Source organism: Streptomyces musisoli, from assembly GCF_016741855.1.
Lineage (GTDB): Bacteria > Actinomycetota > Actinomycetes > Streptomycetales > Streptomycetaceae > Streptomyces > Streptomyces musisoli.
Genome location: NZ_JAERRH010000016.1, coordinates 138,778 through 154,133, shown reverse-complemented (window position 1 = coordinate 154,133; position 15,356 = coordinate 138,778). Strand labels below are relative to the sequence as shown.

Genomic DNA, 15,356 nt, shown 5'->3' with positions numbered 1-15,356 from the left:
GCGGCCACGCATGAGCGGCCGCAGAAAGCGAAATCTCCTCACATTCCCGGCAGACTTGCCGTCCATGGACGACGAATCCGGAGGTCCCATGCCCACGGCCGCCCACCCGGACGCCACGCCACCCGCAGACGCACTCACCGACGAGGAACTACGCGCCCTGGACGCCCACTGGCGCGCGGCCAACTATCTCGCGGCCGGCCAGATCTACCTCATGGCCAACCCGCTGCTGACCGAACCGCTCTCCGCTGAGCACATCAAGCCGCGGCTGCTCGGCCACTGGGGCACCTCGCCCGGCCTGAACCTCGTGTACACCCACATCAACCGCGTGATCAAGGCCCGCGGACTGGACGCGCTGTGCGTCTGGGGTCCGGGGCACGGAGGGCCCGCAGTCCTCGCGGGCTCCTGGCTGGAGGGCAGCTACGGCGAGATCTACCCCGACGTGTCACGGGACGCGGCCGGCATGGAGCGGCTGTTCCGCCGGTTCTCCTTCCCCGGCGGCGTACCCAGCCATGTGGCCCCGGAGGTACCCGGCTCGATCCACGAGGGCGGCGAGCTGGGCTACTCCCTGGCACACGCCTACGGCGCCGCCTTCGACAACCCGGACCTGCTGGTGGCCTGCGTGATCGGTGACGGCGAGGCGGAGACCGGACCGCTGGCCGCCTCCTGGCACTCCAACAAGTTCCTCGATCCGGTCCACGACGGCGCCGTCCTGCCGATCCTGCACCTCAACGGCTACAAGATCGCCAACCCGACCGTGCTGTCCCGGCTCCCCGAGCCCGAACTCGACGCCCTGCTGCGGGGATACGGTCATGAACCCCTGCACGTCACCGGTGACGACCCCGCCCTGGTGCACCGCGCCCTGGCCGCCGCGCTGGACGAGGCGCTGGACCGGATCGCCCTGGCCCAGCGCACCGCCCGGGAGGAGGGAGCCACCGAGCGCGTGCGCTGGCCGGTGATCGTACTGCGGACCCCGAAGGGCTGGACCGGCCCCGCGGAGGTCGACGGCCGGCCGGTCGAGGGCACCTGGCGCGCCCACCAGGTCCCGCTGGCCACGGTGCGCGAGAACCCGGACCACCTGCGGCAGTTGGAGCAGTGGCTGCGCTCGTACCGGCCCGAGGAGCTGTTCGACGCGGACGGCCGGCCCGTCACGGAGGTCCTCGCCTGCGTTCCCGAGGGAGGCAAGCGGCTCGGAGCGAGCCCGTACGCGAACGGCGGTCTGCGCACCCGCGAGCTGCCGCTGCCCTCCCTGGACGCGTTCGCCGTACCCGTCGACAAGCCGGGCTCCACCCAGCACGAACCGACCCGGGTGCTGGGCGACTTCCTGGCGCAGGTCATGGAAGACACCCGCCTGCGGCGGGACTTCCGCGTCGTCGGCCCGGACGAGACCGCCTCCAACCGGCTCCAGGCCGTCTTCGACGCCGGCGGAAAGGCCTGGCAGGCGGGGACGCTCCCGGTGGACGAGCACCTCGACCGGCACGGCCGGGTGATGGAGATCCTCTCCGAGCACCTCTGCCAGGGCTGGCTGGAAGGGTACCTGCTCACCGGGCGGCACGGGCTGTTCTCCTGCTACGAGGCGTTCGTGCACATCGTCGACTCCATGGTCAACCAGCACATCAAGTGGCTGAAGACAGCGCGGGAACTGCCCTGGCGGGCCCCGGTCCCGTCCCTCAACTACCTCCTCACCTCCCACGTGTGGCGCCAGGACCACAACGGCTTCTCCCACCAGGACCCCGGGTTCGTGGACCACGTCCTCAACAAGAGCCCCGCCGTCGTCCGGGTCTATCTGCCGCCGGACGCCAACACCCTCCTCTCCGTCGCCGACCACGTCCTGCGCAGCCGGGACTACGTCAATGTCGTCGTGGCGGGCAAACAGCCCTGCTTCGACTGGCTGTCGCCGGACCAGGCCCGGGTGCACTGCGCGCGGGGAGCCGGCATCTGGGACTGGGCCGGCACGGAGAACGGCGGTGAGCCCGATGTCGTACTCGCCTGCGCCGGCGACGTACCCACCCAGGAAGTGCTGGCGGCGGCCCAGCTGCTGCGGCGGCACCTGCCCCGGCTGGCGGTGCGCGTGGTCAACGTGGTGGACATGACGCGGCTGCTGCCGCACGACAGCCACCCGCACGGGATGCCGGACTTCGAGTACGACGGCCTGTTCACCGCCGACAAACCGGTGATCTTCGCCTACCACGGCTATCCGTGGCTGGTCCACCGCCTCGCCTACCGCCGTGCCGGTCACCGGAACCTGCACGTGCGCGGGTACCAGGAGTCCGGAACCACGACGACGCCCTTCGACATGGTCGTACGCAACGACCTCGACCGCTACCGCCTCGTCATGGACGTCATCGACCGCGTCCCCGGCCTCGCCGTGCCGGCGGCCTCGGTGCGCCAGACCATGGCCGACGCCCGCACCCGCCACCACGCCTGGATCCGCGAGAACGGCACCGACCTGCCGGAGGTCGCCGAGTGGAGCTGGAACAGCTGAGCCCGCCCGGTCGCCGTTCCCGCGGGGTGAGCGAACGGCCGGGGCGGTGCCGGGCCGTTCCCGCGGGGTGAGCGAACGGGCGGGGCGGTGCGAGGAGAAGGTCACTCGCACCGCCCCGGCCGGTTCTTCCGCCGCCGCGCCGTCGTGTCGTCGCCGTCGTCTCATCGCGCCTCGTCCGTCGCGGTGATCAGCACCCCCGTGACCATCTCGGGATGGATGCGGACCGTGTGGTCGGTCTCCTGCTGCGGCACCAGGGGCTCCAACAGCCCTCGAATGCGCATCAGTTCGCCGGGGTCGGTGACCAGGCGGGCGTAACCGGTGATCACCACACTCCAGCCGGCGCGCGTCAACGGGTCGATCACGTCGGCCTCGTAGGCGACGACGACCCCGCCGCCGGGCTGTCGGGTCCGCGAGGTCACCGCGCATCCCTCGTGCGTACGGATCACGATGTCGTCACCGTCGACGATGTGGATGACGGGGCGGACGGTGGGCAACGCCTGGCGGGTGAAGACGAGCCGTCCGAGGGGGACACTGCCCAGCAGCCTCAGTGCCTCGGCCCGGTCGAGGTCGATGCGGCGGCGCGTCGGACTGTGATCACGGATCATGGCTGGCTTCTTCGCGCGTGCGTGACTCTCGTCCCGTCGGATGCCGTGGCGGGCGCGGATGCCGCGGCGCCGTGCGGGCGGAGCGACACCACGGGGGATGGGTGCCGCTCCTGGATCCACCGTCGCCCACGGCCCCTTGTCGCCTCCAGTGCCGTTCGGGCCCGGGTCGAGGGCCGGTCGGCCCGGGTTCCCCCGCCCGCGGTCGCCCATGCCGCTGCCGGGTCGGACGAGGCCGGACCGGCCCCGGTCCGGCCGGCCCTCCTCGTGTCCGGGAAGGGCCGGTCCGGCGCAGCGCCCCCAGGGGATGCGGATATCGTGGAGACGACCCGCCGGTGGGGTCCGAGTGCCGACCGGACCTGGAGGGACATGGTGGCAGGCCCCGAGGAGCCCCGCGTACGACTGCCGCAGCTCAAGCTCGACGAGCTGCTCGAGGAGCTGCAGGCCCGGATCGACGCGGCCCGGGGCACACGGGACCGCGTGCACAGCCTCCTGGAGGCGGTCCTCTCCGTCGGCCGGGAACTGGACCTGGAACAGGTTCTGCACTCCATCGTGGAGGCGGCGGCGGTGCTCGTGGACGCCGAGTACGCCGCCCTCGGCGTCATCGGGCCGGACGGCACACGGCTGTCCGCCTTCCACACGTTCGGCGTCAGCGAGGAGCAGATCGCCGCGATCGGTCCCTTCCCGGAGGGCCACGGCATACTGGGCGAGCTGATCCGGGACCCGCAGCCGCTCCGGCTCGGGAAGATCTCCGGGCACCCGGCCTCGTACGGCTTCCCGCCGAACCACCCGCCGATGAAGAGCTTCCTCGGTGTCCCGATCCGCGTCCGCGACCAGGTCTTCGGCAACCTGTACCTGACCGAGAAACGCGGTGACGCGGAGTTCGACGAGGAGGACGAGTCGGTGCTCTCCACGCTGGCCGTGGCGGCCGGCGTGGCCATCGACAACGCGCGGCTCTACGAGGACTCCCGGCTGCGCGAGCGCTGGCTGCGGGCGAACGCGGAGATCAGCCACGGCCTGATGTCCGGCACCGACCGCGCCGACTCCCTGGGCATGATCGCCGAGCGCGCCCGGGAGATCTCCGGTTCGGCGCTGGCGGCGGTCGCCCTGCCCATGGAGGACACCGAATCGCTCACCGTGGAGATCGCCGTCGGCGTGGACGCGGAGGCCCACCGCGGCCTGGTGCTGCCCATGCACGAAAGCCTGATGGGCATGGCGTACACCGCGGTCGCCCCGGTCACCAGCGACGACGTCCTCCGCGATCCGCGGATCAGCCCCGAGCCGCCGCGCTTTTGCGGACTCGGCCCCGCCGCCGCCGTCCCGATCGGCACGGGCGGGGGAGGGGTGCGCGGGGTCGTCCTGGTGGCCCGGAAAGAGGGCCGGCCGGTCTTCCGCCGGACGGAGACCGAGATGCTTCAGGGCTTCGCCGCCCAGGCCGCCATCGCGATGGAACTGGCCGAGCGCAGGCGCGACGCCCAGCAGATCGCTCTGCTGGAGGACCGCGACCGCATCGCGCGGGACCTGCACGACCTGGCGATCCAACGGCTGTTCGCCACCGGGATGACGCTGCAGAGCGCAGGTCGTTTCATCGAGCATCCCGAGGCGTGCGAGCGGGTGCTGCGGGCCGTCGACGACCTGGACGAGACCATCAAGATCATCAGGTCGACGATCTTCGGTCTGCGGGTGCGTACGGGCACCGCCGGAAGCGGACTGCGGGCGAGAGTGGTCCGGGCGGTCGGCGAGGCCTCGCCCGTACTGGGCTTCAGCCCCAGCGTGCGCATGGAAGGCCTGGTCGACACCGACGTGCCGGCCGAGATCGCCGACGACGTCGTGGCCGTGCTGACCGAGGCCCTCACCAACATCGCCCGGCACGCCCGTGCCGACCGGGCACAGGTCCTCCTGACGACCGACGGCCACGAGGTGCGGCTGCGGGTCTCGGACAGCGGAGTGGGCATCGCGCCCGGCGGCCGGCGCAGCGGGCTGCGCAACATGGCCGAGCGGGCGGAGAGGCGCGGCGGGCGGCTCGAGCTGGGCAGCCCGGACGGCGGCGGCGCTACGCTGGAATGGCGCGTCCCGCTGCCCGCCGAACAACCCCGCTCGCCCGTTTCCCCGGCGCGGCCGGTGCAGGGCCGGCCGGGTCCGTGACGGGCCCGTCCGGCCCCTGCCGCGCGGGTGTCCGCCGCCGCGCTCCGAGCGTGTCCGACGACGGGATCCGAGCCCTGGAGGACGGCATGAACGGCACTCCGGCCCTCGTGAACGACGTGATGACCCAACGGGTCGTCGCCCTGCGCACCGGGGCGGTCTTCAAGGACATCGTGAAGGTCATGCGCGAGTGGCGGGTCAGCGCCCTCCCGGTGCTGGACGACGCCGGACGCGTCGTGGGGGTGGTGTCCGAGAGCGATCTGCTGCTCAAGGAGGAGTACCGGGACGGAGACACCGGCGGGCACGCACAGGACCGGCATTCCGCCGAGGCACGCAAGGCGAACGCCGTGACCGCCGCCGAGCTGATGACCGCACCGGCCGTCACCGTGGCAGCCGACGCCACGCTCGCCCAGGCCGCACGCCTCATGGCTCGCCACCGGGTCAAGCGGCTGCCGGTCGTCGACCGTGAGGGCCTGCCGCAGGGCATCGTCAGCCGGTCCGACCTGCTGCGGGTCTTCCTGCGCGACGACGCGGACATCGCCGAGGAGGTGCGGCGCGACGTCGTACGTCTCCTCGGCGCGCGCGCCACGACCGTGCGCGTGGAGGTGCGCGACGGTGTCGTCACGCTCGCCGGTGGAGTCCGGGAAACCGCCCTGATCCCGCTCGCCGCGCGCCTCGCACGATCCGTGCCGGGCGTGGTGGACGTGCGCAACGCCCTGGCGGGGCCGCCGCGCCGGCCCGACCTCGACCCCGACCTCCCGGACACCGGCCGGGTCCACACCCCCTGAGGCGGGGTCGTGCGGCCGCCGGACCGGCACCGACGGCGTCCTGCTCACCGGCGCCGTGCGGTCAGAGGAGGCTGCCGCTGCCGTAGGGGGCGTAGAGGTCGAGCAGCCGGACCCGGGAGGCGTGCAGCCGCCGGGCGACGACACGTCCGACCCAGACGGCGACCGCCCTGCCGAACTCGGGGTCCTCGGCACACACCGCCCGCACCTGCTCGGCGTCGAACTCCCAGGCCCGGACCGGGCTCACCGCCTCGGCGCCCAGGTGCCACAGGTGCGGTGGGTAATGCCAGGACCAGCCGAGGAGTTCGCCGTGGCCGAGGGTCTCGATGACGGCGGATCGGCGGCCCGGTACGTGCAGGTCGAGGGCGACGGTGCCGGTACGCACGATCCAGAAGCGGTCGGCGCGCCGGCCCTCCTCGAACACCCGGCCCCCCGGCTCGAAGGCGACCTCGCGGGCCAGGGTCATCAGCCGTTCGCGGTGCACGGGCTCAAGCGCCGTGTTCATGGTGGTGGCGGAGGTCATCGCACCGGCTCCCTTCCTGGGTTCGGCCTCCAGCGTGACCTCGCCCGCCGCGGGCCGCCACGGGCCACTCGGGCCAGGCCGTGGGCCCATCGGCCCACGGGAGCCGCCTGCGCCGGCAGGGCGGGAAGGACGCCACCCGCTTCTCGCGGATCCGGATTGCGCGGTGCGCGGCTGCCGGCCGCTTCCCCGCGTCTGCAACAGGTCCTTCCCGCCACCACCAGCACACCACCGGACGAGCCGTCGCGCCAGAGCCGACAGCCGGTGCGGGCCGGCGGCATCGGCGAGCCCGCCCATGACCAGGGGGCTCACCGTCCGCGGCCCTGCGGCCTTGCCGGCGGGCCCGCACCCCGCTCACACTGCCGGTGTGGACGACAGGGACACCCGTGGGGACCCGGGGTTGTTCGGCCCCGGCTCGGTGACGTGGCAGGTGCACGGCGACCCCATGATGTGGGTCGCCGGCGTCCGTGCGCTCTACCTCCAGGCCCTGCACCCGCGCGCGGTCCGCGGGGTGGTGCAGAACTCCGACTTCCGGCGCGACGCCTGGGGGCGGCTGATCCGCACCGCGAGCTTCGTCGGGACGACGACGTACGGCACGCGCGAGGCGGCCGAACGCGCCGCCGCCCGCGTCCGGAAGATCCACAGCATGATCCAGGTCACCGACCCGGACACCGGCGAGCACTACGGCGTCGACGAGCCCGCCCTGCTGCTGTGGGTGCACTGCGCGGAGATCGACTCCTATCTGCACGTCCTGCGCCACTCCGGCTACCCGCTCACCGACGCCCAGGCCGACCGGTACATAGCCGAACACCGCGTCAGTGCCCGGCTGGTGGGGCTCGACCCGGCGACCGTACCGGCGAGCCGCGCCGAACTGGCCGCGTACTTCGAGAAGGTGCGGCCGGAACTGTCCGCGGGGCCCGAGGCCCGGACGGTGGACGACTTCCTGCTCCGCCCGCCCACGCCCCCTCTCCTCGTACCGGCCCGCGAGCTGCTGTGGCGGTGGGTGGCGCGGCTGGCGTACGCCTCCCTGCCCCCGTACGCCCACGAGCTGTACGGCAGACCGGCCCCCGCGTCCGCCGTCGTCGCCCGGCGACTGCGCGCCACGGGCGCGGTGCTGCGCGCGATACCCGCACGCGTGCGCTGGCAGCTGCCGCCGAAGCACATCCTGCGCGCGATGGCGAGGCTCGGCCCGGGCGCGCGGCCGGCCTCGCACCGAGCGGCGCGACAGCCCGGCCGCGGTGCGTGAAGCTCAGGATCTGCCGTCCTCGCCGGGCTTGGCCCGGCTCTGCGGGCCGCGGACGGAGTCCAGGACGGCCTGGCCCTGGCTGTCGACGGACCGTGTGAACACCTGCTGGGAGTAGCCCAGGATCACCGACCAGGCGATGATCTGGGCCGTGGAGTCGAGGGCGCTGAGTCCGGGCACGAAACCGCCCCGCATCAGCAGCAGCCCGAGCACCGCCGTGAGCGCACCGGTCGGGAGCTTCAGCAGCGCGAGCACGACCGGGACGCCGTAGGGCAGCGCCGTCCCCCTGATCCGCCGCAGCGCCGCGGCGGAGGCGATACCCGCGGACACGAGACCGACCAGCTCGACGACCAGGTAGTCGGCCGGCCGGGACGCCTCGGCGATGGCGCCCGTCCCGGGCGGCGACCTGAAGCCGCTGACGGTCCGGGTGGGACACACGACCGAGTACGTGTTGCGGTACTCGGGCGTGAAGCACAGCGGAACCATGTCGTCCCAGTAGCAGCCGGCCCACGCCACCGCGATGGCCGCGATACCCAGGCCGATGGTCACGAGCCGCACGATCCGCACGAAGCTGCGCACCCGGAGGGTCTCCTTGCGCAGCAGCCGCCGGGCGAGGCTGACCGTGTCGGCGAGGAAGGCGCGCTCGCTGGGCTCCAGGGTCCTGTTGTCCGGCTGGTTCAGCCGCTGGGAGATCTCCCTGACGCGGATGCGGCGCGGGTCGCGGGGGGCGAAGTGCTCGTCGACCCGGGCCGCCAGGTCCGGCAGGAGCGCCTTCACGTCGTCGAGCGAGGCCGTCCACACCATGAGGTTCAGCGCGACGTCGAGATGCGAGCGGGCCACACCCAGATGCGCCGCCCGCCGCATCATCGGATGCGCCCGGTGCGCGAGGACGTCACGCGCGGCATCCAGCTCCAGGCGGGCCTTGGCCACATAGGACGGAGCCAGATCGCTCCGTTCGGGGTCCGCCTGCGCCCGCGCCGAGATCGCGTCGAGCACGGCCTCCAGCTCGGTGATCCGCGCGCGCAGCACCTCCCGCTGCTCCCACGGTCCCAGTTCGCCCCGGGACGACCAGTACGGCAGCTTCCCGAACAAGCCGCGCCCCTTGGCCGCCCACTCCGCCGTTCTGCCCATGTCCGACTCCTCGCTCACGCCTCCGTCGTGCAAGGCCCGCGGGAGTGAGGTCGACGGCCGGGCCGGACGACTTGACGGCCCCTGGTCCGATTGGCGGGAGCAAGTCACCACAGAAACGTTTGGCTTCCCAGGCCGATCAGTACGTGTTACGAAGGACCATGTCTGCCACCGAGGGAACCCACGCGTACGACGCCGTCATCGTCGGCGGTGGCCACAACGGACTGGTCGCCGCCGCCTACCTGGCCCGGGCCGGCCGCTCCGTACTGGTGCTCGAGCGTCTGGACCACACCGGCGGCGCCGCCGTGTCCACCCGCCCCTTCGCCGGCGTCGACGCCCGGCTGTCGCGCTACTCGTACCTGGTCAGCCTGCTGCCGGAGAAGATCGTGCGCGATCTCGGGCTCGACTTCCGCGTCCGCGGGCGCACCATCTCCTCGTACACCCCGGTGGAGCGGGCCGGAAAGCCCACCGGACTCCTGGTCGGCGGTGGTGAGGAGCGCACCCGGGCGGCGTTCGCCCGGCTGACCGGCGGCGACCGCGAGTACGCGGCCTGGCAGCGCTTCTACGGCATGACGGGCCACGTCGCCCGGCGCGTCTTCCCGACGCTCACCGAACCGCTGCCCACCCGTGACGAACTGCGCCGCCGCATCGACGACGAGGCCGCCTGGCGGGTCCTGTTCGAGGAACCCGTCGGCGTCGCCATCGAGGAGACCTTCGAAGACGACCTGGTCCGGGGCGTCGTCCTCACCGACGCGCTCATCGGCACCTTCGCCGACGCCCACGACCCCTCCCTCGCGCAGAACCGCTGCCTGCTCTACCACGTCATCGGCGGCGGAACCGGCGCCTGGGACGTGCCGGTCGGTGGCATGGGCGCGCTGACGGACGCGCTGGCCACGGCGGCCCGTGCGGCCGGCGCGGTCATCGCGACCGGCCACGAGGCGGTCCGTATCGACACGGACGGGCACACCGCCGAGGTCGCCTACCGCACGCGGGACGGCGAGGGCGCAGCCGTCGGACGGCACGTCCTGGTGAACGCCTCCCCGCGGGAACTGGCCGCCCTGACCGGCGACGCGGCGCCCGAGCCCGCCGAGGGAGCCCAGCTCAAGGTCAACATGCTGCTCGAGCGGCTGCCCCGGCTGCGCGACCCCGACGCCGACCCCCGGGAGGCGTTCGCCGGCACCTTCCACATCGCCGAGGGCTACCGGCAGCTGGCCACCGCCCACGCCCAGGCCGCCGCCGGTGAACTCCCCACCGCGCCGCCCTCGGAGATCTACTGCCACTCCCTGACCGACCCGACCATCCTCGGCCCCGAACTCGCCGAGCGCGGCTACCAGACGCTCACCCTGTTCGGCCTGCACACCCCGGCCCGGCTCTTCGACCGGGACAACGACGCCGTACGCGAGGAACTGCTGAAGTCCACCCTCGCCCAGCTCGACGCCCACCTCGCCGAACCCCTGGCGGACTGCCTGGCCACCGACGCCGACGGCCGCCCCTGCATCGAGGCCAAGACCCCGCTGGACCTCGAACGCGACCTGCGGCTGCCGGGCGGCCACATCTTCCACCGGGCCCTGTCCTGGCCGTACGCCGAGCCGGGCGGCGGCCGTTGGGGCGTGGAGACACGGCACGCCCGCGTCCTGCTGTGCGGGGCGGGCGCGGTGCGCGGGGGCGGCGTCAGCGGGGTACCGGGGCACAACGCGGCGATGGCGGTGCTGGAGCGGGACTGACCACCACCTGCCGCCCCTCGGCCGGCCCGCCCCCCGGGTCGCCGCGGTGGGCCGGTTCCCGCCGGTCCACCGCCCCGGTCGGCTCAGTCGGCCGAGCCCTGCCAGCCCACCGCCGTGATGCGTGCCGTGTCCGCCGGGCGTGCCCCGTCGAACAGCACCGTCCCGCCCGCCTCGACGCACAGCGCGTCGACGTACGCGCCCCGGCCGACGTACCGCGGGTCGGTGCCGTAGCGCCAGCGCAGGACCAGCCGGGGAGCGGCGGGCACGGCCGCGGTCACCCGGTGCCAGACCCGGCCCGACCAGCCGGTCACCGTGCCCGTCGGGTGGTCCTCGGGGTCCTTGCCGTCGCGGGTGGTGGTGAAGGGGACCGGGTACCAGGTGCTGCCGCCGTCCGTCGAGGACTCCAGGGCCACCACGTCGGACCGGGGCTCGGTGTCCCACCACAGGGCGCAGCGCAGCCCCGCCGTGCCGGGCGAGGTGTCCAGTTCCGGGAGGGTGAGCGTCGCCGTCGTGGCGTTCGCCATGCCCGAGAACCAGGCCGTGCGTCCCCGCGCCGGCCGGACCGGTACCGCGCGGGCGAGACGGTTGCCGGCGGCGACCCGGGGAGCCGAGCCGGATCGCCAGGTGCGCACGGGGTGCACGGAGTTGCCGAGGACGACCAGGAAGGAGTCGGTCGTCGGATCGAGCACCAGCGAGGTGCCGGTGAAGCCGGTGTGGCCGGCCGTGCGCGGGGTGGCCATCGCGCCCATGTACCAGTGCTGGTACAGCTCGAAGCCGAGGCCGTGCTCGTCACCCGGGAAGGCCGTGTTGAAGTCGGTGAACATCAGGTCCACCGATTCGGGCCGCAGGATCCTGGCCCGGCCGTAGGAGCCGCCGTTGAGCAGCGTACGGCCGAGGACCGCGAGGTCCCAGGCGCAGGAGAACACCCCGGCGTGGCCGGCGACACCGCCCAGGCTGTAGGCGTTCTCGTCGTGCACCTCGCCCCACACCAGCCCGCGGTCCAGCCCCGACCAGGGCCGGCGGGCGTCCTCGGTGGCCGCGATCCGCGGCTTCCACGAGGCGGGCGGGTTGTAGCGGGTGCTGTCCAGGCCGAGCGGACGGGTGATCCCGTCGCGCAGCAGCGCGTCCAGCGGGCGGCCGGTGATCCGCTCCAGGACGAGCTGAAGGGAGATCAGGTTCAGGTCCGAGTAGAGGTAGGCGGTGCCGGGCGGGTGCAGCGGGGCCTCGTTCCAGATCAGTTCCAGCTTCTGCTCGTAGGTCGGCGCGGTGTACAGCGGAATCCAGGAACGGAAGCCCGAGGTGTGGGTGAGGAGCTGGCGGACCGTCACGTCCTGTTTGCCCGCGCGGGCGAAATCCGGGAGGTACGAGGCGACCGTCCCGGCGAGGTCCAGCGTGCCCCGCTCGATCTGCTGCACGGCGAGGACCGAGGTGAACAGCTTGGAGACGGAGGCCAGGTCGCACACGGTGTCCCGGGTCATCGGGAGCTGTCGTCCCGGCGAGAACTCGACACCGGTGTCGGTCTTCTCGTCGTAGGCGGCGTAGCGCACCGCCATGCCGATCGGCTCGTGCAGCGCCACGGTGCCGCCGCGCCCGGCGAGCAGCACGGCGCCCGCGTACCAGGGGTGCCGTGGTGAGGGAGCGAGGAAGGACGCGGCGTCGGTGACGAGTCGGCGCAGCTGCGCGGGGAGCAGCCCGGCGTGCTCGGGCGAGCCGTGGCGCAGGGTGGTGCGGCGGCCGGAGGGGGGCGCGGCCGTCGCGGGGCCCGCCGGGAGCGCGCCGAGGGCCAGGGCGCCGCCCGAGGCCAGGGAGCCCACCACGAGCCGGCGGCGGGTCAGTCCGCCCGGTCGTCTGCCTGCCAGGTCGTCCGTCATGCGCGGCCTCCCGCCTGAAAGTATCTTTCGGGCCTTTCCCTGCCGGTGAAACTTTCCTGTCAGGCGGGGGGTGTGTCAACGGGGCGCGTACCGGTGGCAGCAATCTGACGGAGCATCAGAAAAGGTCTTCCGTCGTCCGGCCGGCTGCGGCATCCTGCGCCCATGCAGACGGAGCTGAGCAGGAAACTGGGCATCGAGCATGCCGTCTTCGGCTTCACGCCGTTCCCCGCCGTCGCCGCGGCCATCAGCCGGGCCGGCGGCTTCGGCGTGCTCGGCGCGGTCCGCTACACCGCCCCCGGCGACCTCAAACGCGACCTCGACTGGCTCGACGCGCACGCCGGGGGCCGGCCCTACGGCCTGGACGTCGTCATGCCGGCCAGGAAGGTGGAAGGCGTCACCGAGGCCGACGTCGAGGCGATGATCCCGCCGGCGCACCGGCAGTTCGTCGAGGACACCCTCGCCCGGTACGGCGTGCCGGGACTGGCCGAGGGCGAGGCGTCCGGCTGGCGCATCACCGGCTGGATGGAGCAGGTCGCCCGTACCCAGCTCGACGTCGCCTTCGACTACCCGATCCGGCTGCTGGCCAACGCCCTGGGCTCGCCGCCCGCCGACATCGTCCGGCGCGCCCACGAGCGGGACGTCCTGGTCGCCGCGCTCGCCGGCAGCGCCCGGCACGCCCGCAAGCACCGGGAGGCGGGCATCGACATCGTCGTGGCCCAGGGCTACGAGGCCGGCGGACACACCGGGGAGATCGCCACCATGGTGCTCACCCCGGAGGTCGTGGAAGCCGTCGACCCGCTGCCGGTCCTGGCCGCCGGGGGCATCGGCAGCGGGCCGCAGGTGGCGGCCGCGCTCAGCCTCGGTGCCCAAGGTGTGTGGCTGGGCTCCGTGTGGCTGACCACCACGGAAGCCGACCTCCATTCGGCCGCCCTGACCCGCAAGCTGCTCGCCGCCGGGTCCGGGGACACCGTGCGCTCCCGGGCCCTGACCGGGAAACCCGCGCGCCAGCTCCGCACCGAGTGGACCGATGCCTGGGACGATCCGGCCGGTCCCGGCACCCTGCCCATGCCGTTGCAGGGCCTGCTGGTGGCCGAGGCGGTCTCCCGCATCCAGAAGCACGAGGTCGAGCCACTGCTCGGCACCCCCGTGGGCCAGATCGTCGGCCGGATGACCCGCGAGCGCAGCGTCCAGGCCGTCTTCGACGACCTCACCCGCGGCTTCGAGCAGGCCGTGGACCGCATCAACCGCATCGCCGGAAGGAGCGGCCAGTGAGCACACCCCCCGTCGGCTTCTGGGCCCAGGCGGCCCAGGACCCCGACCGCACCGTCCTGATCGCACCGGACGGCGAGGAGTGGACGGCCGGACGGCTGCACGCCGCGGCCAACCGCCTCGTCCACGGCCTGCGCGCGGCCGGCCTCGAGCGCGGGGACGCCTTCGCGGTCGTCCTGCCCAACGGGCCCGAGTTCGTCACCGCGTACCTGGCCGCCAGCCAGGCCGGTCTCTACCTCGTGCCGGTCAACCACCACTTCGTGGGACCGGAGATCGCCTGGATCGTCGCCGACTGCGGCGCCAAGGTGCTCGTCGCCCACGAGAGATTCGCCGGGCCGGCCCGCCAGGCGGCCGACGAGGCCGGGCTCCCGGCGGGCCACCGGTACGCCGTCGGCAAGGTCGAGGGCTTCCGGCCTTACGCCGAACTCCTCGACGGACAGCCCGCGTCGGCGCCCGGGGATCGCGAACTCGGCTGGGTCATGAACTACACCTCGGGCACGACCGGCCGCCCGCGCGGCATCCGCCGCCCACTGCCCGGCAGACGCCCCGAGGAGGCGTACCTCGGCGGCTTCCTCGGCATCTTCGGCATCAAGCCGCACGACGACAACGTGCACCTCGTCTGCTCGCCCCTCTACCACACCGCCGTGCTCCAGTTCGCCGGCGCCTCGCTGCACATCGGCCACCGTCTGGTGCTGATGGACAAATGGACACCCGAGGAGATGCTCCGCCTCGTCGACGCCCACCGGTGCACGCACACCCATATGGTCCCGACCCAGTTCCACCGGCTGCTCGCCCTGCCGGAGGAGGCGCGCGGGCGGTACGACGTCTCGTCCATGCGGCACGCGGTCCACGGCGCCGCGCCCTGCCCCGACCACGTCAAACGGGCCATGATCGACTGGTGGGGCCACTGCGTGGAGGAGTACTACGCCGCCAGCGAGGGCGGCGGGGCCTTCGCCACCGCCGAGGACTGGCTGAAGAAACCCGGCACCGTCGGCAAGGCCTGGCCCATCAGCGAACTCGCGGTCTTCGACGACGACGGCAACCGGCTGCCGCCCGGTGAACTGGGCACGGTCTACCTGAAGATGAACACCGGCGGCTTCTCGTACCACAAGGACGAGACGAAGACGAGGAAGAACCGGATCGGCGACTTCTTCACCGTCGGCGACCTCGGCTACCTGGACGAGGACGGCTACCTCTTCCTCCGCGACCGCAAGATCGACATGATCATCTCCGGTGGGGTCAACATCTATCCGGCCGAGATCGAGTCCGCGCTGCTCGCCCATCCCGCCGTCGCCGACGCCGCCGTCTTCGGCATCCCGCACGACGACTGGGGCGAGGAGGTCAAGGCCGTGGTCGAACCGGCCCCCGGTCACGAGCCGGGGCCGGAGCTGGCCGCCGCGATCCTGGACCACTGCGCCGCGCGGCTCGCCGGGTACAAGCGGCCGAGGACCGTCGACTTCATCGCGGAGATGCCCCGCGATCCCAACGGCAAGCTGTACAAGCGCCGGTTGCGCGACCCGTACTGGCAGGGCCGTACGCGCCCGGTGTGACGGCCCGCCTCACGGACGCACGGCCCGGCCGACCACGCGG

General features: G+C 73.2%; 11 protein-coding genes. 7 read left to right on the top strand and 4 right to left on the bottom strand.

The window, feature by feature from the left end; translation table 11 throughout:
• Positions 1 to 88: 88 nt before the first annotated feature.
• A complete protein-coding gene (locus JK361_RS31260; RefSeq protein WP_201824705.1) occupies positions 89 to 2,482 on the top strand; it encodes a phosphoketolase family protein in 2,394 nt (797 codons plus the stop codon).
• A gap of 161 nt (positions 2,483 to 2,643) precedes the next feature.
• On the opposite strand, the gene JK361_RS31255 is transcribed toward JK361_RS31260, so the two are convergent.
• Complete coding sequence (locus JK361_RS31255; protein ID WP_201824633.1) at positions 2,644 to 3,087, bottom strand: pyridoxamine 5'-phosphate oxidase family protein; 444 nt, start codon at positions 3,085 to 3,087, stop codon at positions 2,644 to 2,646.
• Positions 3,088 to 3,453: 366 nt separating this feature from the next.
• On the opposite strand from JK361_RS31255, the gene JK361_RS31250 reads away from it, so the two are divergent.
• Together JK361_RS31250 and JK361_RS31245 are read left to right on the top strand one after the other, a co-directional pair.
• On the top strand, positions 3,454 to 5,229 hold the full coding sequence (locus tag JK361_RS31250; RefSeq protein ID WP_201824631.1) for a sensor histidine kinase: 1,776 nt from the start codon (positions 3,454 to 3,456) through the stop codon (positions 5,227 to 5,229).
• 86 nt (positions 5,230 to 5,315) lie between these two features.
• Complete coding sequence (locus JK361_RS31245) at positions 5,316 to 6,014, top strand: CBS domain-containing protein (RefSeq protein ID WP_201824703.1); 699 nt, start codon at positions 5,316 to 5,318, stop codon at positions 6,012 to 6,014.
• A gap of 61 nt (positions 6,015 to 6,075) precedes the next feature.
• On the opposite strand, the gene JK361_RS31240 is transcribed toward JK361_RS31245, so the two are convergent.
• Complete coding sequence (locus JK361_RS31240) at positions 6,076 to 6,534, bottom strand: cyclic nucleotide-binding domain-containing protein (protein ID WP_201824629.1); 459 nt, start codon at positions 6,532 to 6,534, stop codon at positions 6,076 to 6,078.
• A 364-nt stretch (positions 6,535 to 6,898) separates the two neighbouring features.
• Here JK361_RS31240 and JK361_RS31235 point away from each other — a divergent pair, with 364 nt between their 5' ends.
• A complete protein-coding gene (locus tag JK361_RS31235; protein WP_307787363.1) occupies positions 6,899 to 7,777 on the top strand; it encodes an oxygenase MpaB family protein in 879 nt (292 codons plus the stop codon).
• 3 nt (positions 7,778 to 7,780) lie between these two features.
• Here JK361_RS31235 and JK361_RS31230 read toward each other — a convergent pair whose 3' ends face one another.
• Positions 7,781 to 8,905: a hypothetical protein gene (locus tag JK361_RS31230; RefSeq protein ID WP_201824625.1), complete on the bottom strand. Its 1,125-nt coding sequence runs from the start codon at positions 8,903 to 8,905 to the stop codon at positions 7,781 to 7,783.
• 158 nt (positions 8,906 to 9,063) lie between these two features.
• Here JK361_RS31230 and JK361_RS31225 point away from each other — a divergent pair, with 158 nt between their 5' ends.
• On the top strand, positions 9,064 to 10,626 hold the full coding sequence (locus tag JK361_RS31225) for a phytoene desaturase family protein (RefSeq protein WP_201824623.1): 1,563 nt from the start codon (positions 9,064 to 9,066) through the stop codon (positions 10,624 to 10,626).
• Positions 10,627 to 10,709: 83 nt separating this feature from the next.
• On the opposite strand, the gene JK361_RS31220 is transcribed toward JK361_RS31225, so the two are convergent.
• Positions 10,710 to 12,497 carry a serine hydrolase domain-containing protein gene (locus JK361_RS31220; protein WP_201824621.1) on the bottom strand — a complete coding sequence of 596 codons (1,788 nt, stop codon included), beginning with the start codon at positions 12,495 to 12,497 and terminating at the stop codon, positions 10,710 to 10,712.
• A gap of 162 nt (positions 12,498 to 12,659) precedes the next feature.
• On the opposite strand from JK361_RS31220, the gene JK361_RS31215 reads away from it, so the two are divergent.
• On the top strand, positions 12,660 to 13,769 hold the full coding sequence (locus JK361_RS31215; RefSeq protein ID WP_201824620.1) for an NAD(P)H-dependent flavin oxidoreductase: 1,110 nt from the start codon (positions 12,660 to 12,662) through the stop codon (positions 13,767 to 13,769).
• Positions 13,766 to 15,316, top strand: coding sequence for an acyl-CoA synthetase (locus JK361_RS31210; RefSeq protein WP_201824618.1), 1,551 nt, complete (start codon positions 13,766 to 13,768; stop codon positions 15,314 to 15,316). Before JK361_RS31215 ends, JK361_RS31210 begins: the two co-directional genes overlap by 4 nt.
• Positions 15,317 to 15,356: the final 40 nt, after the last annotated feature.